The sequence below is a fragment of the Nitratireductor aquibiodomus NL21 = JCM 21793 genome (assembly GCF_000615975.1).
Taxonomy (GTDB): domain Bacteria; phylum Pseudomonadota; class Alphaproteobacteria; order Rhizobiales; family Rhizobiaceae; genus Nitratireductor; species Nitratireductor aquibiodomus.
On the sequence record NZ_BAMP01000001.1, the window covers coordinates 39,995 to 61,600 of the forward strand.

Sequence of the window (21,606 nt, forward strand, 5' to 3'; positions counted from 1 at the left end):
CAATGCGGCCCCATTCGATACCTGGTGTTTTTGTAAACGCTGGCTCTACTTGAACAGGGCCAGAATGCTCTGCGCGTTCTGATTGGCGATGGCCAGGGCCTGAATACCGAGCTGCTGCTGCACCTGGAGTGCCTGTAGTCGTGTCGATTCCTCGTTCATGTCAGCGTCGACGAGCTGTCCGACGCCGCGCTCAATGGAATCCATCAAATTGGAAACGAAGTCCTTCTGCAGATCGAGGCGAGTCTTTGCGGCACCGAGATCGGCAGCGGCGTTTGACATGCCCGACAGGGCCGTTTCCACATCGGTCAGATAGCCGTCGATATCGGCATCCGCGCCATTGGTGACGATGTCGATCAGCATGATGTCGTCCGCCAGCCCGCCCGGCAGACCGCCGGCGGCGAAAAGCTTCACGCTGGCAATGTCGATCTGGATCGTGCCGACCGTGACCGTGCCTGCTGAAGAGCGGTTGTAGGCGGAGACGACTTCCATATTGCCTGTATCGTCCGTTGCCAGAATGTTGGTGCCTGCATAGCTTGCGCCGGTGGCAGCGCTCTTGATGTGGTCAAGCAGGATTTCGATTTCGGCCTGGATCTTGCCTTGGTTTTCCGCGCTTGCGCCGCGTGCCGTCACCAGTTTGGATTTGATCGCGTCGACCGCTTCCAGAACGTTGTTCATGGCGGTGTAGGAGGTGTCGATCTTGCCGGCGCCGAGGCCGAGCGCGTCCTGCACGGCGGATAACGCCTTGTTGTCGGAACGCATGGTTGTAGCGATGGACCAATAGGCCGCATTGTCGCTCGCTTCAGCGACGCGGTAGCCGGTGGAGATCCGGCCCTGAACGACGTCCATGGACTTGTTGGTCGCTTTCAGGCTCTGCAATGCCACCATTGCAGAAGTGTTGGTCATGATGCTGGCCACGTGATCACCCCTTTGTTCAGCCGCCCCTGATGCACCGCGTGATGGCGCCGGGTATGGTTAACAATAGGTAGAAGCACATGGTTAACAGCCGATTAACGGACGTTAACTGTTATTGGCAAGATCAAAAAAATAGACGGGCCGCTCGTGTGAGCGGCCCGTCCATTGTGGTGGGATGCCGACGCTCGCGCGCCGGGATCAACCTTTTAGCGGAACAGCGACAGGATGTTCTGCGAGTTGGAGTTGGCGATCGACAGCGCCTGAATGCCCAGCTGCTGCTGGACCTGCAGGGCCGACAGACGGGCCGACTCTTCGTTCATGTCCGCATCGACCAGCTGGCCAACACCACGCTCGATGGCGTCGGAGAGCTTGCCAACGAAGTCTTTCTGCAGGTCCACGCGCGACTTGGCGGCACCGAGCTCGGCAGCCTGATCAGCGAGGGCGGCGAGAGCCGTCTCGACGGTGCCAAGTGCGGTGTCGACTGCGGCGTCGGCAACCTGGCCGCCCGAAGCATCGAACAGGGCTGCCGCAACGACGTTCGCCGCGCTACCAGCGGTGCCGGCTGCGTCGAGCACCAGAACGTCGGCACCCGTCAGCGTGACTTCGTCGATGGAGACGGTCGTGCCGGTACGGTTGTAGGATGCGACGATGTTCACATCGGCGTTGTCCTGGATGATGTTGGAACCGGCATAGTTGGAGTTGCCGACAACCGAGGTGATGTGCTCCTGGAGCGCGTTGATTTCGCCCTGGATCTTCTGCTGGTCTTCCTGCGAAGCACCGCGTGCCGTGACAAGCTTCTGCTTGATCTTGTCGACGGTGTCGATGACTTCATTGATACCCGTGTAGGCCGTGTCGACTTTACCGGCACCGAGACCCAGAGCATCCTGAACGCTGGACAGGGCCTTGTTGTCGGACTTCATCGAAGTCGCGATCGACCAGTAAGCTGCGTTGTCGGCAGCTTCGCCCACGCGCAGGCCCGTCGAAATGCGGGACTGGGTGGTAGCCATGTTCTTGGAGATGTTGTTGAGGGTCTGCAGCGCCGTCATTGCCGACGCGTTGGTCATAAGACTTGCCATGGGATAAACGCCCCTGAAATACAAAACATACGAGGGACATACCGGGCTCACCGGTATGACGGAGCGGCATCATGCCCTTGATCCCGTTGGAAGATCTGTCCGCCATGCTTGAGGGCATTTATCGCGGGAAAGTCCTACCAAAAGGATAATGGGCCGGCTTAATTTCGGGGGATGTGACTTTTTTCGGATAGACGCCGTCAAGCTTACACGAATGAGCGAACAAGGCTGCCGACGAGCAGGTTCCAGCCGTCGATCAGGACGAAGAACAATATCTTGAACGGAAGAGACACGACCGTCGGTGGCAGCATCATCATGCCCATCGACATGGTGATGGTCGCGACGATGAGATCAATGACGAGGAAGGGCAGCACGATCAGGAAACCGATCTCGAAACCGCGCCTGATTTCCGAAATCATGAACGCGGGCACCAGCACCCGCAGGTCTGCTGTTTCCACCGTTGCGTCGATGTCGATGTTGCCGCGTTCGGCTGCGAGATCGGCAAAGAGAGCGAAATCCTTCTCGCGGACGTTGTTTACCATGAAGCCGCGGAACGGCTCGGCGATACGCTGCACCGCATCCTCTTCGCTGATTTCATTGTTCATCAGCGGGCGTATTCCTTCCGCCCAGGCACGGTCGAAGGTCGGGGCCATGACATAGAAGGTCATGAACAATGACAGGCTGATCAGGATCAGGTTGGCCGGTGTGGTCGGCAGACCCATGCCCGCGCGCAGGATCGAGAAGGCGATCACGAAGCGGGTAAAGCTCGTGACCATGATCAGGATACCGGGTGCAACGGAAAGAACCGTCAGCAGACCGAACAGCTGGATGATCGTGCCGATGGTTGAGCCATCGGCACCTGTCAGCGCGCCAAGGTCGATGGATTGAGCTGCCGCAGCGGATGGAAACAGCGCGCTGGCGGCCAGAAGAGCAAGTCGTCTCATTCGAACAGCAGGGCCCTGAACAGGATTTGTTTGACCGCGCCTTCGCTGCGGATACTGGCGCGCTCTGCAAGATCGGAGCGCAGGTGCTGGAGACCGCTGGCCGTTTCCACCTGACGCAGTTTCACCGTGCGCAGATAGGCGAACAGGTCCTGATGGATGGCGGCTGCAACCACGGGATCGGGTTCGCCTTCAAAGACGAGGGAGAGCTCGGCCCGGACCCAGATCTCGCTTGGCTCGGCCAGATTGGTGGTGATCGGCTCCATCATGAAAATGCCGGGTTGCGTGGGCGCCGCAGCGTCCTCTTCCATGGCGTGTTCGGCAGTTGTGGTTTCGGTCGCGGCGGCGGCAGCTTCCTCGGGGCCGCCCGATCTGCTCTGCAGATAGCCGCCGGCGAACCATGCAGCCCCGGCGGCAAGCGCCGACATGACCAGCAGCATCGCCAGCTGGACCACGAGGGACGGCCCTTTTTTCTCTTGTGGTTGCTGTTCAAGCAGCGCCATGCGTCTTCTGGCTCCGGCGTCGGGTTAGAATGGAAGCACCTGGTCGAGGAACTGCTGGCCGTAGGGCGGCTGCTGAACCTCGCTGATCCGTCCGCGTCCACCGTAGGAGATGCGCGCCTCGGCAATGCGCTCGTAGGAGATCATGTTCTGCGGGTCGATGTCGCTCGGCCGAACGATGCCCTCGATGGTGAGAATGCGCAGCTCTGCGTTGACGCGCACTTCCTGGGTGCCGCGAATGCGCAGGTTTCCGTTGGACATCACCTGTGTGACCACGGCCGCCACAAGAAGACGGATGTTTTCCGAGCGTTCTGTCTGTCCGCCCCCTGCGGTCGACGTGCCGGAGCCGATCTTGCCTTCTGCTGCGGCGGAAGAGCCCGCGCCGCCGATCGAATAGGAGCCGGAAAGGCCAAGACTGCGCGCCGCATCGCGGGAGCGCTCGGATTCGTTCTTGAAACGCGCCTTGTCGTTGATCGAGATTTCGACGGTCAGAATGTCGCCGACATTGAGCGCGCGCGGATCGGTGAAGAGCCGACTCTGCTTGTCGTCCCAAAGAGAATAACGCGTGAGCGCCGGGGCGGGGCGTTTTGGATAGTTGTAGGCCGCCATCACTTCTGGATCGATTGTGGCACCGACCTGAGTCATGGCCGGTTCCTTTCCGATCTCCTTCAGCGACTGTGAGCAGCCGGCGACGAAGGCCAGTGGCAGGAGAAATACGGGCCGGAACGTCATGTCGGGTCCTCCGGACGCGCGGCGCTGGCGATGATGGTCGTCAGTGTCGCTGCGGACTTGCTGTTCATTTCATTGAGGATGATGCCGGCCGTGCGCGGTTCGAGCTTCATCAGGATCGCGGCGGCAAGCTCCACACGGACTTCCGCAAGGCGCTCGGCGGCAGCGTCGGGCCGCATGGAGGCGTAGATCTCCACAATGCCGGCCTCTGCCTGCGCCAGGAAGACGTTGCGGCGCTGAAGCCAGCCTTCATAGTCGGCGCGCTTCTGCTCAAGCGCGGCAATGCGTTCGTCCACTTCGCCCCTGAGCTTCTTCAGTTCCATGGCCTGGAGCGCATAGCGGCGGTCCCGCGCGGCGTCGGCAATATTGGCGCAGAAACGTTCCACCTCGTCCGGTTTCATGCTGGCAGGATTGTCTGCCGCCAGCGCATGGAGCGGCGCGATTTGTGTGGCGAAAACGAGACCGGCGAACGCGGCGGAGGCGGTTTTCTTCAATTGGGTCCGGCGTGACATACGGCGCACCTATTGCAGCACGAGTTCGGCCTGAAGCGCACCGGCGGACTTGATGCCCTGCAGGATGGCAATGATGCCATCGGGCTTCACGCCCAGCCGATTGAGGCCGGAAACGAGGGTTTGCAGATTGGGACCGTCCAGCAGGGCCACATTGGCATCGGGCTGGTCGGCTTCGATTTCGGTAAACGGTTCGATCGCAGTCTCACCGCGCGAGAATGGCTCTGGCTGGACCACGCGCGGTGTCTCTGTGATGCGCACGGTGAGCGTGCCGTGGCTTATGGCAACGCGGGAGATGCGGACGTCATTGCCGATGACCACGGTGCCGGTGCGTTCGTCGACCACAACGCGGGCTGGGCCGTCGGACTCCACCATCAGGTTTTCGATTTCGGCGTAGAAGCGGGCGTAAGAGATGCCCTTCGGCCGGCGGATGCGGATCGTGCGGGCATCCTCTTCCTGGGCGAGCCGGGCACCGAAACGCGAGCCGGTATAGGTGTTGATCGCATCCGCAACGCGCACGGCTGTTGAGAAATCCGCATTGCGCAACTGCAGGACGAGGCTTGCGCTGTCGGACATGGACGCCTCGACCTTGCGTTCGATGATGGCGCCATTGGGCACGCGGCCCGAGGTCGGCACGCCCTGCGTCAATGTTTCTGCCTGCCCCTGGGCGCTGAAGCCGGAAACGATGACGGACCCCTGTGCCACGGCGTAAATCTCGCCATCGGCAGCGCGAAGGGGGGTCATCACCAGTGTACCGCCGGCGAGCGATGTCGCGTCGCCCAGCGAGGAGACGCTGACGTCGATCCGTGCGCCCGACTGCACGAAGGGCGGGAGGTTTGCGGTGACGATGACGGCGGCAACGTTTTTTGCGCGGGCGCGACCGCCTTCCGACGCGATGCCGAGATTTTCAAGCATCGCGCGCATGGACTGTTCGGTGAAGGGCGAGTTGCGCAGGCTGTCGCCGCTGCCCTGCAGACCGATCACCAGGCCGTAGCCGACAAGCTGGTTGTCGCGTGCGGCCTGCAGCATCGCAATGTCCTTGATGCGCGATGCGGCGCCGGCCGGCAGGGCCAGCGTCAGCGCCATCAGGACTGAAAGGAAAAGGCGAGACATCATATGGCACCGACCTGAACGCTTCCATCAGCCAGCACCACACCCGTGAAGGTGCGGCCGCTCTCGATGTTGCGCAACCGGATCATGTCGCCGGCGGCACCCGCCTGAAGCGGAACCGCGCGCAGGGAAATGACGAGGGGACCTTCGCTGAAGGTCACGGTGACGGGGCTGCCGGTTTCCACCAGATAGGCCTCGCGCACATAGCTGATGGGGATGAGACGGCCTGGAAGCAGCGTGCGCCGGGCAACCTTGCCGTCAATGTCTTCCAGCATCCGCGCAATCGCCGTGTTGCCTCGTGGCGGGCGGCGCAGAACCACCTCGTCGAGCGCGTCGACGGAGATGGTTTCGCCGGGATAGATGACGCGGGTGGACACCACCGCCTGCTCCAGCGCCGCAGCCGGAAGGCCGGTCGCAACAAAGCTGGCCAGTGCGAGGATGAGCGCGGAGAGGAGGGTGTGCCGCTTCATGCGAACCTACCGGATCGACTGGGTGACGGTTGCAGCCATTTCATCGGCCGCGCGGATGACCTTCGAGTTCATCTCGTAAGCGCGCTGTGCCGAGATCAGCTCTGTGATTTCCTTCACGGGGTCCACATTGGAGCCTTCGAGATAGCCCTGCTCGATGACGGCGAAGCCCGGATCGCCCGGCACGCCCTGAATGGCGGCTCCGGAAGCGGGAGTCTCACGGAACAGATTGTCGCCAATCGGGTCGAGACCGGCTTCATTGGCGAAGTTGGCAAGCGTGAGCTGGCCCAGATCCTGAAGCTCTGCCTGCCCGTCGATCCGTGCAAAAACCTGTCCGGTCTTGTTGATCACGACCTCCACGGCATCTTCGGGAATGACGATTGCCGGGTTCACGTTGTAGCCCTGGGTGGTGACGAGCTGGCCTGTTGCATTGGTGTTGAAGGAGCCGGCGCGCGTATAGAGCGGCTCGCCATCAGTGCCTTCGATCTCGAACCAGCCCTTGCCGACCAGCGCGACATCCAGCTTGTTGCCGGTGTTGTTCATCGGCCCCTGGATATGCAGGTTGCGGACAGCCGCGGCCTTGACGCCGAGGCCCACATTTGCACCCTCCGGCACGATGGCCTGGTTGGCGCGGCTGGGAACGCCCTGCATGCGCTCGGTCTGATAGAGCAGGTCCGAGAACTCGGCGCGGGCGCGCTTGAAGCCGGTCGTGTTGATGTTGGCGATGTTGTTGGCGATGACTTCAAGATTGAGCTGTTGGGCGCTCATGCCGGTGGCGGCGATCGACAGGGCTTTCATGAATCAGGCTCCTCAGATGGCCATGCGGCTGATGTCGAGATAGGCGGTGACGAGCTTGTCGCGGACGGCGATCGCCGCCTGCAGCGCCTGCTCGGCACTCATGACGGCATCCACCACTTCGCGGGTTTCGGCTTCGCCCTGAAGTGCCTTCAGCGAAACGCCCTCGGCGTGGTTGAGCCTTGCCATGGTGTTGGCGGCTGCTTCGCCCAGCATGGCGCTGAAGGCTTCTCCGTTTTCGGAGGCGGGGGCCTGGCGTGCCGGCTGGACACCGGTGGCTTGCGTCAGTGTCGAAGGGGCAATGCTGCCGACTGGAGGAATCATGACTGGCTCCGCATCAAATCAATGGTCATGGAAATGAGTTCGCGCGCCTGCTTGATGACCTGCAGGTTCGCTTCGTAGCCGCGATTGGCCTCGCGCATGTCGGCCATCTCGATCAGCACGTTCACATTCGGCATCTTGACGTAGCCGCGCTCGTCTGCCGCCTCGTGGCCGGGGTTGAACTCAAGGGTGAACTCGGTGGGATCGCGGGCGACCGATCCGACCTCGACGACGCTGCCGCCGATATTGCGGTCGAGCTCGGCGACGAAGCTGATCGTCTTGCGGCGATAGGGGTCTCCGCCCGGAATGTCGCTGGTGGACTTGGCGTTCGCCAGGTTTTCCGAAACCACCTGCATGCGCTCGGACTGTGCCTGCAGGCCGGATGCGGCGACTTTCAGGGATGCGGAAAGCGGGTCCACGGATTATCCTCTCGACGTGTTCATGAGCATGCGGTGAAAGGCCTTGACGATGGCCGTGTTGAGCTCGAACGAGCGGCGAACCTCACCTGCATTGGCCAGTTCGTCTTCCATTTTCACCGTGTTCTCCGAGGGCAGGACTGCCGGGTCCTCGGTGCTTCCGACGGCGAAGGAAGCGTTGGTCGCGCCAAATTGCAGATGGTTCGGATTGGTGCTCTTCAAAGCCACCCGCGAGCCGTTCAGAACATTTTCGAACGGCTCGACCTCAAGCGCCCTGTAGCCGGGCGTGTTGATGTTGGCGACATTGCTCGCCACCGTCGTCTGACGGACGGAAAGCCATTTCGCCTGCTGGGTGGCGAGATCGAACAGGTTGACGGGCTGCATGAGGCAGGTCTCTCAGTCTATGCAAACATCCTGAATGGCACTTTAGGCAGCCAGTCTTGTGCGGGCCTTACGTCCCGTCTTCGGCAGATAGCTTGATCACCAGTTCGCGCGTCGTGATCATTTCCCACTGCCCGTTTTTCCAGACGATCTGGCGACGCGACTGCCATCCGGCAGGCGTGAGCCGCGCTGGACCAGCCAGTAGCCGTCTTCATCTTCGATCATGCGCGCCCCCCGACCGCGTGCACCAGGCGGAAGCCCGGCTCATCGCCAGGGAAGGGTTGATCCTCGAGCGCCCCGGTCGGTGTGCGGCCAACCGTGCCGGTGGAGGTGTAGTCGACCTGTGGCAGCGGGATTATCTGGGAGGGAATGCGTGCGCCAACCAAGGCAGGCAGAGCCTCGCGTGACGGCCCCTGCGGGGAGGGGCGGCCGGCAAATGTCATGGGGCGAACGCCAAACTGTTCCTGATTGAAGAAGATATACCAGGGAAACATGGCACAGACGGCGGCAAGCCCGAGGCCACCGAGCATGATCATCCAGTCACTCCGGCTGCTGCTCGGCTTGTGCAGGGCGCTCGCCTTTTGAAGGCGACGCGGAAGAAATGCGGATCGTCGGGAAGGCGGAGGAGCCTCGACAACGGGTACGGCGGTCGGGTTCGGTTCGGTTCGCCGCCCGTCCGGCAGTTCAAGACTGGCCAGTTTCAGCGTCATTGTACCGGTTCTCCGGCTTTCAGTTTCATCGCCAGATCCGTGAAGGGATCAGTCGAACGTGGATCGTTCGGCGACTGGGTGAGGGCATCGTAGATCAGCGGTATCTGACGCACGGCCTGATCCAGCTCGGCATCGTTTCCGGGCTGGTACGCGCCGAGCAGGCGAATGTCGCGTGTGTCCTCAAAACGGGCGATCATGGAGCGTAGCCGGGTTACGAGGCGTTTTTCGTCGGGTTTCCAGGCGCGATCGGCAAGGCGCGAGATAGAGGCCAGCGGATTGACGGGTGGAAAGCGTCCCTGTTCTGCAATGGCGCGGTCGAGCACGACATGACCGTCGAGAATGCCACGTACGGCGTCGGCAACCGGGTCGTTGTGATCGTCGCCGTCGACAAGGACGGACAGTATTGCGGTGATGGAGCCGCGGCCGGTTTCGCCGGGCCCCGGCGCGTTCGAGCAGGCGTGGCAGTTCCGTGAACACCGAGGCAGGATAGCCGCGCGCCACGGGTGGCTCGCCGGCGCCGATTGAGACCTCGCGCAGGGCATGGGCAAAGCGCGTGATGGAATCGAGAATGAGCAGTACCCTGTCACCGCGATCGCGAAAGTACTCCGCGACGCTCATGGCCGTATCCGGCGCGCGCCGGCGCATCATGGCGCTTTCGTCACTGGTAGCGACCACAGCCACTGATTTGGCCATGCCCTGCGGTCCGATCGTGTCTTCGAGGAATTCACGGACCTCACGCCCGCGTTCTCCCACCAGCGCGATCACCACCGTGTCGAACGCATCCGCGTTGGCCAGCATGGATAGAAGCGTGGACTTGCCGACACCGGAACCGGCGAAAACACCGAGCCGCTGCCCATGGCAAAGCGGGGTGAAGATGTCGATGACCCGAACGCCCGTTCGGAACGCTTCTGAAACCCGCTGCCGCTGCATGGCCGGCGGCGTGACGGGGGCGAAGCCTGAGGCCGGAGGTGCGCCAGTGGGAGCGGGTTTCCCATCGGCGGGCCGGCCAAGGGCGTCGACGACCCTGCCGCGCCACGACGGGGCGGGCGCGAGATCGAGTTGTCCACGGTTGAACACGGCTTCGCCGAGACCGACGGAGCCGGCTTCTTCGTAAGGCGCGACGAGAACACCATCCTGCGTGATGCGCACCACTTCGCCCGCGCCGGCAATGCCGCCCTTGCGATTGCGCCGCGATACCAGGTCTCCGAGCCTTGCCGTTTCCGACAGGCCGCGCACGCTATAATGCGTGGGAGAAACTTCGCTGACGCGCCCGCCATGCCGGACGAGAAAACGCTCATCGCCCGCGATGCGCCGATGGGCTTCTTCCAGTGCCGTGAGCACGGTTTCCCTCGGCGGTGGGGCTGGCACTGCGGGTTCTGTCACGGCTTCACTCATGCGCCCAGCAGTTTGATGGCATCTTTCAGCGCGGTGTCGCTATCGCTCATCAGCGCCGAGACGTGTTCAAAGGTGCGCTGCACCTCAATGAGGTTCATCATTTCGAGAACCGGATTGACGTTGGCTTCTTCCACGAAACCCTGGGCCACGCCGACATCCGGCTGGTCGATCACCGGCTGCGCATCATTGGCAACGAAGCCGGAGTTGCCGAACCGCGCATAGTCCTGCGAGGGAGCGAAGGCGTAGAGGCCAATGGCGCCGACCAACTGGCCATTCTGGCGCAGCGTGCCGTCGGCGCTTGCCTCCGGCGGTCCGGCAAGGGGATCGAGCAGCAGCGGCGCGCCGCCGGCGTCGAGCACCGGGTGCCCGTCTATGCTGACCAGTTCGCCGGTCTCGCGCATGGTGAAGCGCCCGTCACGCGTGACGACGGTCCCGGCCGGTGTCTCCAGCGCGAACCAGGCATCGCCCTGTACTGCGAAGTCGAAAGGGTTTTTCGTTTCACGCAGGCCGCCTGCATGGATGGCGATGCTGGGCGTGCCGGGTGCGGCAAAGGAAACCGAATCCGGACCGTCGCCATTGACCATGTCGCGGAAATTCACCGATGTGGCGCGAAAGCCGACCGTACCGGCATTTGCGACGTTGTCGGCCAGTGTCCCAAGGCGCTTTTCAAGCGCCACCTGGGAGGAAAGGGCGACGTAGAGTCCGGTCTGCATTGGGTCTCTTACCTCTTCAACTGCGCAATGGTGAAAAGCATGTCGGTGGAGATGCCGAACTCCGCCGGCTGACTGAACAGCGCGGCGATGGAGGTCTGCTGGGAGCTGGTCGGGTTTTCAAGCTCCCACATGGTGGTGAAGCGCTTCAGAAAGTCCTCCAGCTTCTCCGGATCCCGAAAATCCGCGATGTCAATGCGCTCCCTGATCATCTCGACCTGCTTGTCGATGTCGGCCTGGGCCAGCGCTGGGGGGAAACCGAGCGCGGTGCGCACCACCTGGGCGATGGCCTTGTCAGCGAGCAGTTCATAGTAGGAGCGGAATTCGGGGGCCTTGCGCTGGAAATAGAGCGCCAGCCGCACGCCCTCGTTCTCCCTGCCTGCATCTTCTTCAAGCGTCTGGCGCACATAGCGTTCGACGGCGAGGTTGTTTGCGATGTTGTAGGTGGTCGCGTCTTCGCCGTAGCGGGCGAAATTGAAGGCTTCCGCGAGTGCCCTGTAGCGCTTGTCTTCGGTCTGGTTCGCAGGGCTTTCGGGATCATCGATACCACCCTCCAGAATCGAACGCAGGAATTTGAGGTCGATCACTTCGTCCACCTCGAACCCATGCGCCATGAGCGCGAAGGTCAGCATGTCCTGGTCGCCCATGAGATCATCGACGGATTTGATGTCGGGTATTTTCGCCAGGTAGTTGTTGATGCTGCCGATCAGTGCGGGATCGTTTGGTGCCGTGCCGTTCTTGATCGCGCGTGTAAGATATTTGTCGACCGTTCCCTTCTGGGCCGGGTTGTAGTTGGTGGTGTCGACGCCGCCGGCCGCAAAATTATAGGTGCGGGCAAATTCGACATAGCGCTTGTCGGTCAGCTTGTTGGCGAAGCTGTCGGGGTCGCTGATGCCCTCCTCCAGAACCTTCACCATGAACGCCTTGGCGTAGGCCATGTCGTCCAGCCCGTGTGCTTTCATGGCATAGCGAAAGAGGCGGTCGTCGTTGACGAACTCCTCAATGGAGGTCACCCGACCGATGTTCTCCTGATAATATTCGGTCTCGCGCTGCACCATGGGCTGCGACTGCACGCGCTCCAGCGACCGCGATAGGTCGCGGTTGATGAGGTTGTAGCTCGTGAACGTGTTGATCAAGGCGCACCCTCCGCCATCTTCGGTTGCGCAACCCTAGTTCGCCTATCTTGCGCGAGGCTTTCGCGTGGACTTCCGGCATTCAAGCCTCACGCAAGCCACGACGGCTACACATGACGAAAGGCCTAAAAAGTAATGGCGGTATAGATGGGTATTCTTGTCGGACTGGTGGTAACGCTCGGCTGCGTGATCGGCGGCTATATGGCAATGGGCGGGCATGTGGACGTGCTTTTCCAGCCGTGGGAAGTGGTGATCATCTGCGGCGCGGCATTCGGCACGTTTCTGGTCGCCAACCCCATGTCGACCGTGAAGGACGCCGGCAAGGCCTGTGTGGAGGCTTTCAAGGGCGCGGTTCCGAAGGAAACCGAGTATCTGGAGACACTCGGTGTCCTGCACAGCCTGATGCGGGAACTGCGATCCAAGTCTCGCAGCGAGGTTGAAGCCCATATCGACAACCCGGAAGAATCCGCGATCTTTCAGACTTATCCGACGATCCTGAAAAACACGGATCTTACCAATTTTATCTGCGATTACTGCCGTATCATCATTATCGGCAATGCCCGGCCCTTCGAGATCGAAGCGTTGATGGATGAAGAAATCCAGACCATCCGGCGTGACAAGCTGAAGTCATACAATGCACTTGTCGCCGTCTCCGAAGGACTGCCGGCGCTCGGTATCGTGGCTGCCGTGCTGGGCGTCATCAAGGCCATGGGCGCGATCAACGAGTCGCCCGAGATACTGGGTGGCCTGGTCGGTGCCGCGCTTGTGGGTACCTTCCTCGGCATCTTCATGTCCTATGCCGTGGTCGGCCCGATCGCGACCAAGATCAAGATCGTGCGCGAAAAGAAGAACCGGCTCTACGTCATCGTGAAGCAGACGCTGCTTGCCTACATGAACGGCTCGCTGCCGCAGGTGGCGCTTGAGTTCGGCCGCAAGACCATTTCCGCTTATGACCGGCCGACGATCGATGCGGTCGAGCAGAGCACCATGAATGCCGGTGGCGAAAAGCAGGCCGCGTGATGCAGCAGGATCAACGGAGTAACAGTCGATCATGGCGCTGACGGAAGACCCAGAACTGATGCGTGCGCTGGTCGTGGAGCGGCTGGTGGGCGCCACCGGAGATCCGCGAAAGGTGGTCGAGGCTGCGCGCTCCTGTGCGACACGGGCCCTGCCGCGCGTGATGGAAAGCCTGGAAGAGAAGCTGCCGACACCGATTGCGGTGGATCTGGTTGATGTGGAGATCGTGCGGCTTGCGGACCTGAAGCCCCAGCCCGATTGCTGCGATGCGCTGGTGGTCGTTCCCGGAGAAGTTTCCGGAGACGCGCTGACCATGCGGCTCGACCCCACGGCCATTTCCCTGCTCGTCGGTGCGATGTTCGGCGGCAATCCCGAGTTGCCGGCGGTTCCGGTCGAGCGCCCGCCTTCTGCCATCGAGCGCGATGTGGCGGCCCATGCTTTCGAGCTCTTCGCAAAGGCTCTGAACGGAAAAGGTGCCCGTTCTCTTGGCCTGCGGCTGCAGATGCCCACGGTGCTGGCGGGTGCGGATTTCCGCCGCTTCGTCGTGCGTGACGGTCCGGGTGTGCGGATACGGTTTGCCGTTGGCGGGGAAGAGCAGGGCGGCCTTTTGACCGCATGGATGCCGCAGCGGCTGCTGCTTGAAACACGCGACACCGAGGCGGAAGACAAGCGCCAGCAGAATGCGAAGGCGGCCGACTGGCACAACCGGTTCAGCGATGAGGTCATGCGCTCGAATGTGCGCCTCAAAGCAACCATCCCGCTGATGCGCATGGCGCTTGGACAACTCGCGTCGCTTCACGAAGGTCAGGTGATCGAGTTTGGCGACGGCGCGCAGCCTGAGGCGCGGCTCGCCGTGCGCGACAAGACGGTGTTCACCTGTGACTTCGGCAAGGCCGGACATCACTACACGGTGCGGATCAAACAGCCCTTCGACGCCCGCAAGGATGTCGTCGAGGGACTTCTGGCGCAATGATGTGCCGGAAAGGCGGTGAAGGAGAATGACGATGACGAATGCCGAGCCTGAGCCGCAGGAAAACGGCGAGGAAGAGCTCAACAAGGCGATTGAGGAACTCAAGGACGTTCTTCACGAGGATGGTCCCGGGGCGCGTGAAAGGGTCGATTCCTTTTCGGGAAATCCAGACCTGGTCATGAGCATCCCGGTTGAGGTTCAGATTGTACTGGGCAGCGCCGAGATGCCGGTATCGCAGCTCATGGCCTTGAAGAAGGGTTCGACGGTGTCACTCAACCGGCGTGTCGGCGAACCGGTGGAGATCGTGGTGAACGGTCGACGCATCGCACGGGGCGAGATCACGCTGGTCGATGACGATCCGTCACGTTTCGGTGTGAAACTGACTGAGATCGCCGGCAAGGCATCTGCTGAATAACGCGCATAACGGATTGCAGATAGAAAGGTCGGATCGGTCATGACTGAAGCTCTGGCTCTGACACAGGCACAGAAGGCAGCCACCATTCTCGTGGCCATGGGCAAGCCCTCGGCGGGGCGGCTCTTGAAGTTCTTCAAGCAGGACGAACTCAAGGCGCTCATGGAAGGGGCGCGCCTGCTGCGGACAATTCCGCAGGCGGAGCTGGAGAAAGTGGTCAGTGAGTTTGAAAACGAGTTCACTGAAGGCGCCGGCCTGCTGGATTCTGCGGACAGCATCGACACGATCCTCAATGAAACCCTTTCCGAAGAAGAGATGAACCTTCTCATGGGGCGCAATGCGCCGGCTGCCAGCGAGGCAGAGGAGGTCTGGGCGGAACTTGAGAAGCTGCCTGCTGAGGAATTGATCGAACTGATCTCTGCGGAGCACCCGCAGGTTATCGCGGCCATTCTAAGTGGTATCTCTTCGTCTATCGCGGCCAAGGTTCTGGTGAGCCTGGACAAGAACCTGCGGACCTCCGTCGTCAGCCGCATGGCCGCGACGGGTGAAATGCCGGTGCAGGCGAAGAAGCTTATCGAAAACCGCATGAGCGACCTTTTGCGCAACATGCGCGCGGGCAAGGATTCCGCTGTCGGACTCGCACGTGTCGCCTCGCTGCTGAACGAACTCGACAAGGATCAGGCGGACGAGGTCATTCACGATCTGGAGCTGACAGGCACAAGCGACGTGAAGGCGATCCGCTCGCAGCTTTTCAGCTTCGAGGAGATCGTGCTGCTCGATCAGAAGGCGCGTGTTGCGCTGTTCGACGGTTTGTCCAGCGAGCTTGTCACGCTGGCACTTCGAAACGCGCCGGAGGATACCGTGGAGGCTGTCCTCTCCGCACTGGGCCAGCGCACGCGCCGCATGATCGAAGCCGAGCTCAGCACCGGTTCGGAGGACGTGCAGGAGGCCGACATCATGCAGGCCCGCAGACGCATCTCCGCGAGTGCGGTTCAGCTCGCACAGCAGGGTAGTTTTGTCCTGCCCAGCATGCAGCAGCAGGAAGCCGCCTGACGCTTTCAGAAGGAGAAACCCGGCGCGCGGCGATCCCGGTGCCGGGCAGCCACATCTTCAATCGTCTGAGCGAAGGTCCTGATGGCGGAAGGTGCCGACAAGGAAAGCAAGACAGAAGAGGCCACGGAAAAGAAGATCCGTGACTCTATCGACAAGGGTCAGCTGCCTTTTTCCAAGGAGGCACCGGTTTTTGCATCCTTTCTTGCCATTCTGACATTCACAATCTTCTTCGCGCAGGACAGCGCGGTGCGGCTTGGCAGCTTCCTTTCCATCTTTCTTGAGCGGGCGGATGGCTGGTCGCTTGAAACACGCTCCGATGCGATGGCGATCTACCAGCTCGTTTTCATGGAGATCGCAAAGGTTGTCGGTATCGTCATGCTTCTGCTCGTGACGGCTGGCGTTGCCGCATCCGTCTTGCAGAACACGCCGCGCTTTGTGCTCGACCGAATCAACCGAAACTTTCACGAATCTCGCTGAAAGAAGGCTGGAGCCGGATTTTTGGGGCCAAAGGTTTCGTCGAATTTGCAAAATCAGTAGGAAAGATCATCGTTGCAGGTGGTTTTCTGGTTCTGGCGATGCGTGAGGCCGAGACCCGCCTCCTTGCGGGTATGATCACCAACTGTCGAGTTCACGTCCGTCATCCGCGACATCGCGGTTCAAAGTCTTGTGGTCGTGACCCTGGTGGTCGCGGTTATCGCAGTCGCGGATCTTTTCTGGTCGCGTCACCAGTGGCGGGTGGACCTGCGCATGACGAGGCAGGAGGTGAAGGACGAGCACAAGCAGACCGAAGGTGACCCGATCGTCAAGGCGCGGCTGCGATCGCTTGCGCGCGACCGCGCCCGTCAGCGCATGATGTCGGCTGTGCCTCAGGCGACGCTCGTGATCGCCAATCCGACCCATTTCGCCATCGCGCTTCGCTATCGGCGGGATGAAGATGCAGCGCCGGTTGTCGTGGCAAAGGGGCAGGATCTCATTGCGCTCAGGATCAGGGAGATCGCCACGGAGCACAACATTCCCGTCTTCGAGGAACCGGTGCTCGCGCGCTCCATGTACAAACAAGTTTCGGTTGATAATTTGATTCCGTCACAGTTCTACAAGGCCGTGGCGGAGCTGATCCGCCGCATCTACAGAACCGGTGAAAGACCGTAGTCAGCAGGGATACACTATGGACAAGCAGCCGCATTCGCCTGCTCGAGAAATTATCGTTGCCAACGCCATTCGCGCGGTGGCCAACGAGTTGCGTCTTATCGACGTGGCCGACTACATCGCTTTCATTCGGCTGGAGAGCCTGGCGAGCGTCGCGGATATCGTGGAGTCGGCTGCGGAACTGTATTTCATGCCGGGCACATTGCGGCTTGGCCATGGCTGCGACGCGCATGTGACATGGGGGGGAAGCCCTCGCATATCGCTTGACCTTGAGCTTCGCCCGCAGGGGGCTACGGTTTATTTCACGCTGGAGCTGAGTGCCGACAATGCCGGCGTGGAAGTCAATTATGTGGCCTTCGATAACCCCTCGGACGACCCGGAAGCGAACTCGCGCTATCTCGCCGAGACCCTGCAGGCTTCGCGCATCGTGCGCACGGAAAGACCCTTGATCAACGGATAGCAGCGCCGCCCGTGGTCGGTTGCCGCCTCGTGTCCCTTGAAGTGATACTGACAGGTCCCGAACCTAATCGATGAGGCCTTTGCGTAGCGCCTTGGCAACCGCGTGGACGCGATTGACCGCGTTCAGTTTCTGGGTGGTGTTTGCCAGATATTGATTGGCGGTGTGCACCGAAAGCCCCAGCCGCTTTGCAATTTCATCGCTGGTCAGGCCGTTCGCGGTGAGTTTCAGGCACTGGAGTTCACGCCTCGATATGGCCGGGCCGCTGGTTCCGCCGGGAAGCGGATCGTGCTCCAGAAACCGGGTGAAAAGGGCGTGACACCGGCTATGGAGATCGAGCAATGCATCGCGCTCCAGGCAGATTTCTCCGCCGAGAAAGAAGATGGCGCCATGATGTCGCTGGTCCGTCGCAAGCGGCAGTACCAGGCCACTTTCCTCCTCAAGCGGTGGAATCTCCTCCCAATGCACTCCAAAAGTCTCTTCCGGCATGGCGATGCCCCAGAGAAGCGGATGGAACGTTTCGGACAGCTTGTCCACGAAGCGCTTGCTTAATCGGCCGGCGAGTTCGAGGGCTTCAGTGTGGTTCTGCGTGCCCGTCTGCTCCAGACAGGGGGTCAGCCTTGGTTTCCCAAGACCATTGACCAGATATAGATGAGATCGGGCGGCGCTGACGCTTTCGGTGAGCTCCTGCAGCTCGACTGCCATGTCCGAAAGCGTCATCGATCCACCGCTTTATATAAGGCCGTTGCGAATGGCCGTCGCAATTGCCATCGCGCGATTTTTGGCTGCCAGCTTGTGGATCGCGTGGGCGACGTAACTGTTCACAGTGTTCGATGACACGTTGATGATGAGTGAGACCTCATCGGCGGTTTTTCCTTCGGAAACCCAGTAAAGACATTCGCGTTCGCGCTCGGAAAGCGGCTCGCCGATCGGATTTGTTCTTGCCTTGTAACCGGAAAGCAGGTGGCACAGCCCCATCTGCAGGCGCTGGAGTTCTGTTGTGTCGAGTGCATCGGCCTCATCTGCCGAAATCAGGGCGACGTAGCGCTTCTTTCCCGAGGGGAGCTTGAGGAGGAACACTTCCTGTTGTTGGTGAAGCGAAAGGTGTGCAACCTCGTCACAGGCGACGAGTGCCGCAAGCGCAAGCGGGTGCCAGCCGCGCGGAGCTGCACCGGGAAATGTGGAAATGGGACTTTCGACAAGGCGCGTGATGGCATTGAGGCCCACATCCTCGATGGTGTCGAAACTCCAGTTGGAGACCAGGATGCTTGCCATTCCTGTGGCGCTGTCAGGCGCAGCCTCAGCGATCAGGTAGGAAATGTTTTTGCCGGAACGGCAATAACCGCGCGCGAGGCTGGAGACGTCGCGCCGCGATGCGGCTTTGTACTGCCGGGCACTGCGTTTCTCTTTCGTCTCAGTCGCCATTCGGTCTCACCGCAGATCCGCACCGCCGGATGGCCGGTGCTTTAGGGTTCGCGGATACGCAATACGAGGCCCGCTATTTGCCCGCTCCAAGTGAGATGATGGTGAAAAGGTCGAAACCGGTCACTTCAAAACGGGCAGCACAAGAGAGCAGATCCAGTGTGGATTTTTGGCTGCCCCCAGTCACCCGCTTATGGTTAGGTAAGCTTTCGATTCGGGTCAAGAAATCCTCAAATCGGTTAAAATGTGTCAGATATGGAGGAGCGAGCGGCCCTCTTCGGTGAAAAGATGCATCTTTTCCGGGGCCGCGGCGATGCGCAGCCGGTCGCCCTTGGCGTATTTCTGGACACCGGCCACCTTCACCACCACCGCGTCATCCACATCTTTCACATTCATGTAAACATTTGTCACTTCTCCAAGGCGTTCGACGAAGTGCACGTCGCCCTCGAAGAGGAAGTCGTCCCCCTCCGCGATCCGCATATCTTCCGGGCGCACACCGAAATGGACCGGCGCTCCGGAGAGCGTTTCAGGCGAGGGGATTGGCACCACGGTTTCGCGCCCGGCAAGGCTGACAACCGTCTCACCGCCCGTCTTCGCGATTCGGGCGGGCTGGATGTTCATGGCGGGCGAGCCGATAAAGCGGGCGACGAACAGGTTGGCCGGCTTTTCGTAGAGCTCGATCGGGCCTCCCACCTGTTCGATGCGGCCTGCCGACAGAACCACGATGCGGTCGGCAAGCGTCATGGCCTCCACCTGGTCATGCGTGACATAGATCATGGTGGTTTCAGGCATGGAACTTTTCAGCTTGGCGATCTCGATGCGCGTGGCGACACGCAGCGCTGCATCCAGATTGGAGAGTGGCTCGTCGAACAGGAACACTTTCGGATTGCGGACGATGGCGCGCCCGATGGCGACCCGCTGGCGCTGACCGCCTGACAGCGCCTTTGGCAGCCGGTCAAGATAGGGTGTCAACTGGAGAATGTCGGCGGCCGTCTGCACGCGTTTGTCGATTTCCTCCTTCGGCGCTTTGGCAATCTTCATGCCGAAGGCCATGTTGTCGTAGACTGTCATATGCGGATATAGCGCGTAGGACTGAAACACCATGGCGATACCGCGCTGTGAGGGCGGTATGTCGTTGACGCGCTGGCCGCCTATGAACATGTCACCGCCGGTGATGTTTTCCAGCCCGGCGATCATCCGCAGCAGGGTGGACTTGCCACAGCCCGACGGACCGACGAAGACGACGAACTCCCCATCCTCGATCTTCAGGTCGATGCCGTGAATGACACGGGTTGCGCCGTAGCTCTTGTGGATGTCTTTCAGGTCGAGCGCCGTCATTGTCCCACTCCCCTGCTGCCGAACCAGTATCCATAGGCCGGCAGCTTCAATATGCCGTTTTCCGCGGCTCCGCTGCTTTCCGCGCCCTGCATGGTCGCGTATGCTCCAGCATCGAACGCGAGCTCAACCGGATGACCGGCCATGTTGATGGCCACCAGTATCGAATGCGCAGCCATCGAGCGTTCGAAAACGATAACGTCCTCGCCGGCATCGCGAAACGCAATATCGCCCTTGGCGAAGACCGGGTGGCGGGCGCGGAAGGCAAGCGCCCGGCGATAATGAGCGAGGAGAGAGTTCGGCCCGTCCTGTGCCGAGACCGCCAGATGGAGATGTTCCGGCGGGACTGGCAGCCAGGGCTTTGCCGCCGAAAAGCCTGCATTGACCTGTGTTTCCGACCAGACCATTGGCGTACGGCAGCCGTCACGCCCCTTGAAGGTCGGCCAGAACTGGATGCCGTAGGGATCCTGTAGATCCCTGAAGTCGAGCACCGCTTCCGTGAGACCGAGCTCTTCTCCCTGATAGAAGCAGACCGAGCCGCGCAGCGACAGAAGCAGTGTTGTCGTCATCTTCAGGAAAGCTTCGCGGTCGTGTACCTGGTCGGCCCAGCGCGAGGCGTGGCGAACCACGTCATGATTGGAAAAACTCCAGCACGACCAACCATCCGGAGCCTTTTCTTCAAAGGCCTCAAGGACGTCCCGAACGCGTTTCGGTGTGAGAGGCTTCTGCGAGAGGAAATCGAAGGAATAGCACATATGCACCTTGTCGCCGCCGCTCGTATATTCGGCGACGATATCGAGGCCACGCTGCGCGTCACCCACTTCGCCGACGGCCGTGGTGCCGGGGAATTCATCGAGCAGGGCGCGGAAGCGCTTCAGAAACTCCAGGTTTTCCGGCTGGTTCTTGTCGTAGAGATGTTCCTGGTAATTGTAGGGATTGACCGCCGGTGCGATTGAGGCGTTGCGCTCGTCCTGATTAAGCGGCGGATTGTCTTCCAGACCGGCCGAATGAACATAGAAATTGATCGTATCGAGCCGGAAACCGTCGGCACCGCGCTCGAGCCAGAAGCGCACCGCGTCGAGCAGCGCATCCTGCACGTCCGGATTGTGAAAGTTGAGGTCGGGCTGGCTGGCCAGGAAATTGTGCAGATAGTACTGGCAGCGGCTCGTATCCCACTGCCAGGCCGAGCCGCCGAAGATCGACAGCCAGTTGTTGGGCGGGCTGCCATCTGGCTTCGGGTCGGCCCAGACATACCAGTCGGCGCGCGGATTCGTGCGGTTCTGCCGACTCTCGATGAACCACGGGTGCTGGTCGGATGAGTGGGAAATCACCTGGTCAATCATAACCTTGAGGCCGAGCCGGTGCGCTTCGGTGATCATGGCGTCGAAATCGGCCAGCGAGCCGAACATCGGGTCCACTTCTCTGTAGTCAGATACATCGTAGCCGAAGTCGAGCATGGGTGATTTGAAGAAGGGCGAAATCCAGATCGCGTCCACACCGAGCGAGGCGATGTAGGGGAGGCGCTGGGTGATCCCCTTCAGGTCTCCGATCCCGTCTCCGTTGGAATCCTGAAAGGAGCGCGGATAAATCTGGTAGATGACCGCGCCGCGCCACCAGTCGGTGTCTTCTGCATGGCGGCTGATGGCTCCAGGGGCATGTTCGAAGGGAACATCGTGCAGGACATTCATGGGA

Annotated in this window: 24 protein-coding genes and 2 pseudogenes; 6 read left to right on the plus strand and 20 right to left on the minus strand. The window is 61.0% G+C overall.

All coding sequences use genetic code 11. From position 1 onward, the window contains the following. Positions 1 to 45: 45 nt before the first annotated feature. From JCM21793_RS00215 to JCM21793_RS00290, 16 genes and pseudogenes are all read right to left on the minus strand, one after another. A complete protein-coding gene (locus tag JCM21793_RS00215) occupies positions 46 to 915 on the minus strand; it encodes a flagellin N-terminal helical domain-containing protein (protein WP_025029089.1) in 870 nt (289 codons plus the stop codon). 203 nt (positions 916 to 1,118) lie between these two features. Further along, positions 1,119 to 1,988: a flagellin N-terminal helical domain-containing protein gene (locus JCM21793_RS00220; protein WP_007008624.1), complete on the minus strand. Its 870-nt coding sequence runs from the start codon at positions 1,986 to 1,988 to the stop codon at positions 1,119 to 1,121. A 203-nt stretch (positions 1,989 to 2,191) separates the two neighbouring features. Then, the gene (gene fliP / locus JCM21793_RS00225) at positions 2,192 to 2,929 is read right to left on the minus strand and encodes a flagellar type III secretion system pore protein FliP (protein WP_025029090.1); all 738 of its coding nucleotides are present in this window, start codon (positions 2,927 to 2,929) and stop codon (positions 2,192 to 2,194) included. Then, positions 2,926 to 3,429 carry a flagellar basal body-associated FliL family protein gene (locus JCM21793_RS00230; RefSeq protein ID WP_025029091.1) on the minus strand — a complete coding sequence of 168 codons (504 nt, stop codon included), beginning with the start codon at positions 3,427 to 3,429 and terminating at the stop codon, positions 2,926 to 2,928. Before JCM21793_RS00230 ends, fliP begins: the two co-directional genes overlap by 4 nt. A 24-nt stretch (positions 3,430 to 3,453) precedes the next feature. Then, positions 3,454 to 4,158: a flagellar basal body L-ring protein FlgH gene (gene flgH / locus JCM21793_RS00235; RefSeq protein WP_007008627.1), complete on the minus strand. Its 705-nt coding sequence runs from the start codon at positions 4,156 to 4,158 to the stop codon at positions 3,454 to 3,456. Further along, positions 4,155 to 4,667, minus strand: a complete 513-nt coding sequence (locus JCM21793_RS00240) for a MotE family protein (protein ID WP_025029092.1) — start codon at positions 4,665 to 4,667, stop codon at positions 4,155 to 4,157. Before JCM21793_RS00240 ends, flgH begins: the two co-directional genes overlap by 4 nt. Before the next feature lie 9 nt (positions 4,668 to 4,676). Beyond that, positions 4,677 to 5,780: a flagellar basal body P-ring protein FlgI gene (locus JCM21793_RS00245; protein WP_025029093.1), complete on the minus strand. Its 1,104-nt coding sequence runs from the start codon at positions 5,778 to 5,780 to the stop codon at positions 4,677 to 4,679. After that, a complete protein-coding gene (flgA, locus tag JCM21793_RS00250) occupies positions 5,777 to 6,244 on the minus strand; it encodes a flagellar basal body P-ring formation chaperone FlgA (protein WP_007008630.1) in 468 nt (155 codons plus the stop codon). Before flgA ends, JCM21793_RS00245 begins: the two co-directional genes overlap by 4 nt. 6 nt (positions 6,245 to 6,250) lie before the next feature. Next, the gene (flgG, locus tag JCM21793_RS00255) at positions 6,251 to 7,039 is read right to left on the minus strand and encodes a flagellar basal-body rod protein FlgG (protein WP_007008631.1); all 789 of its coding nucleotides are present in this window, start codon (positions 7,037 to 7,039) and stop codon (positions 6,251 to 6,253) included. Between the two features lie 12 nt (positions 7,040 to 7,051). Continuing rightward, positions 7,052 to 7,360, minus strand: a complete 309-nt coding sequence (gene fliE / locus JCM21793_RS00260) for a flagellar hook-basal body complex protein FliE (protein WP_025029094.1) — start codon at positions 7,358 to 7,360, stop codon at positions 7,052 to 7,054. Continuing rightward, complete coding sequence (flgC, locus tag JCM21793_RS00265; protein ID WP_007008633.1) at positions 7,357 to 7,776, minus strand: flagellar basal body rod protein FlgC; 420 nt, start codon at positions 7,774 to 7,776, stop codon at positions 7,357 to 7,359. Before flgC ends, fliE begins: the two co-directional genes overlap by 4 nt. A gap of 3 nt (positions 7,777 to 7,779) precedes the next feature. Further along, complete coding sequence (flgB, locus tag JCM21793_RS00270) at positions 7,780 to 8,157, minus strand: flagellar basal body rod protein FlgB (RefSeq protein WP_007008634.1); 378 nt, start codon at positions 8,155 to 8,157, stop codon at positions 7,780 to 7,782. A 218-nt stretch (positions 8,158 to 8,375) separates the two neighbouring features. Then, on the minus strand, positions 8,376 to 8,864 hold the full coding sequence (locus tag JCM21793_RS23285; protein WP_244439593.1) for a hypothetical protein: 489 nt from the start codon (positions 8,862 to 8,864) through the stop codon (positions 8,376 to 8,378). Further along, positions 8,861 to 10,259 (minus strand): annotated as a pseudogene (gene fliI / locus JCM21793_RS23290) (flagellar protein export ATPase FliI). Before fliI ends, JCM21793_RS23285 begins: the two are co-directional and overlap by 4 nt. Then, positions 10,256 to 10,972, minus strand: a complete 717-nt coding sequence (flgF, locus tag JCM21793_RS00285) for a flagellar basal-body rod protein FlgF (protein WP_007008637.1) — start codon at positions 10,970 to 10,972, stop codon at positions 10,256 to 10,258. The pseudogene fliI and the gene flgF overlap by 4 nt, the downstream one beginning before the upstream one ends. A gap of 8 nt (positions 10,973 to 10,980) precedes the next feature. Further along, the gene (locus JCM21793_RS00290) at positions 10,981 to 12,105 is read right to left on the minus strand and encodes a DUF1217 domain-containing protein (protein WP_025029095.1); all 1,125 of its coding nucleotides are present in this window, start codon (positions 12,103 to 12,105) and stop codon (positions 10,981 to 10,983) included. 144 nt (positions 12,106 to 12,249) lie between these two features. Here JCM21793_RS00290 and motA point away from each other — a divergent pair, with 144 nt between their 5' ends. The 6 genes and pseudogenes from motA to JCM21793_RS00320 all read left to right on the plus strand — a co-directional run bounded on the left by motA (position 12,250) and on the right by JCM21793_RS00320 (position 17,160). Beyond that, a complete protein-coding gene (gene motA, locus JCM21793_RS00295) occupies positions 12,250 to 13,122 on the plus strand; it encodes a flagellar motor stator protein MotA (RefSeq protein ID WP_007008638.1) in 873 nt (290 codons plus the stop codon). A 31-nt stretch (positions 13,123 to 13,153) separates the two neighbouring features. Further along, a complete protein-coding gene (locus JCM21793_RS00300; RefSeq protein WP_007008639.1) occupies positions 13,154 to 14,092 on the plus strand; it encodes a FliM/FliN family flagellar motor switch protein in 939 nt (312 codons plus the stop codon). A 25-nt stretch (positions 14,093 to 14,117) separates the two neighbouring features. Further along, positions 14,118 to 14,504 (plus strand): flagellar motor switch protein FliN, encoded by a 387-nt coding sequence (fliN, locus tag JCM21793_RS00305; RefSeq protein ID WP_025029096.1) that lies wholly within the window; start codon positions 14,118 to 14,120, stop codon positions 14,502 to 14,504. Positions 14,505 to 14,543: 39 nt separating this feature from the next. Beyond that, entirely contained in the window at positions 14,544 to 15,554 is a 1,011-nt protein-coding gene (locus JCM21793_RS00310) for a FliG C-terminal domain-containing protein (RefSeq protein ID WP_007008641.1), read from the plus strand. An 81-nt stretch (positions 15,555 to 15,635) separates the two neighbouring features. Beyond that, positions 15,636 to 16,703 (plus strand): annotated as a pseudogene (gene flhB / locus JCM21793_RS23295) (flagellar biosynthesis protein FlhB). Positions 16,704 to 16,719: 16 nt separating this feature from the next. Next, the gene (locus tag JCM21793_RS00320) at positions 16,720 to 17,160 is read left to right on the plus strand and encodes a BspJ family T4SS effector nucleomodulin (protein WP_025029097.1); all 441 of its coding nucleotides are present in this window, start codon (positions 16,720 to 16,722) and stop codon (positions 17,158 to 17,160) included. A gap of 63 nt (positions 17,161 to 17,223) precedes the next feature. On the opposite strand, the gene JCM21793_RS30815 is transcribed toward JCM21793_RS00320, so the two are convergent. The 4 genes from JCM21793_RS30815 to bglA form a co-directional block, all read right to left on the minus strand. Further along, positions 17,224 to 17,877 carry a helix-turn-helix transcriptional regulator gene (locus JCM21793_RS30815; RefSeq protein WP_025029098.1) on the minus strand — a complete coding sequence of 218 codons (654 nt, stop codon included), beginning with the start codon at positions 17,875 to 17,877 and terminating at the stop codon, positions 17,224 to 17,226. Between the two features lie 12 nt (positions 17,878 to 17,889). Further along, the gene (locus JCM21793_RS00330; protein WP_025029099.1) at positions 17,890 to 18,582 is read right to left on the minus strand and encodes a helix-turn-helix transcriptional regulator; all 693 of its coding nucleotides are present in this window, start codon (positions 18,580 to 18,582) and stop codon (positions 17,890 to 17,892) included. Positions 18,583 to 18,828: 246 nt separating this feature from the next. After that, positions 18,829 to 19,917: an ABC transporter ATP-binding protein gene (locus JCM21793_RS00335; protein WP_025029100.1), complete on the minus strand. Its 1,089-nt coding sequence runs from the start codon at positions 19,915 to 19,917 to the stop codon at positions 18,829 to 18,831. Then, positions 19,914 to 21,602 (minus strand): beta-galactosidase BglA, encoded by a 1,689-nt coding sequence (gene bglA / locus JCM21793_RS00340; protein WP_025029101.1) that lies wholly within the window; start codon positions 21,600 to 21,602, stop codon positions 19,914 to 19,916. Before bglA ends, JCM21793_RS00335 begins: the two co-directional genes overlap by 4 nt. Between the last annotated feature and the right edge of the window lie 4 nt (positions 21,603 to 21,606).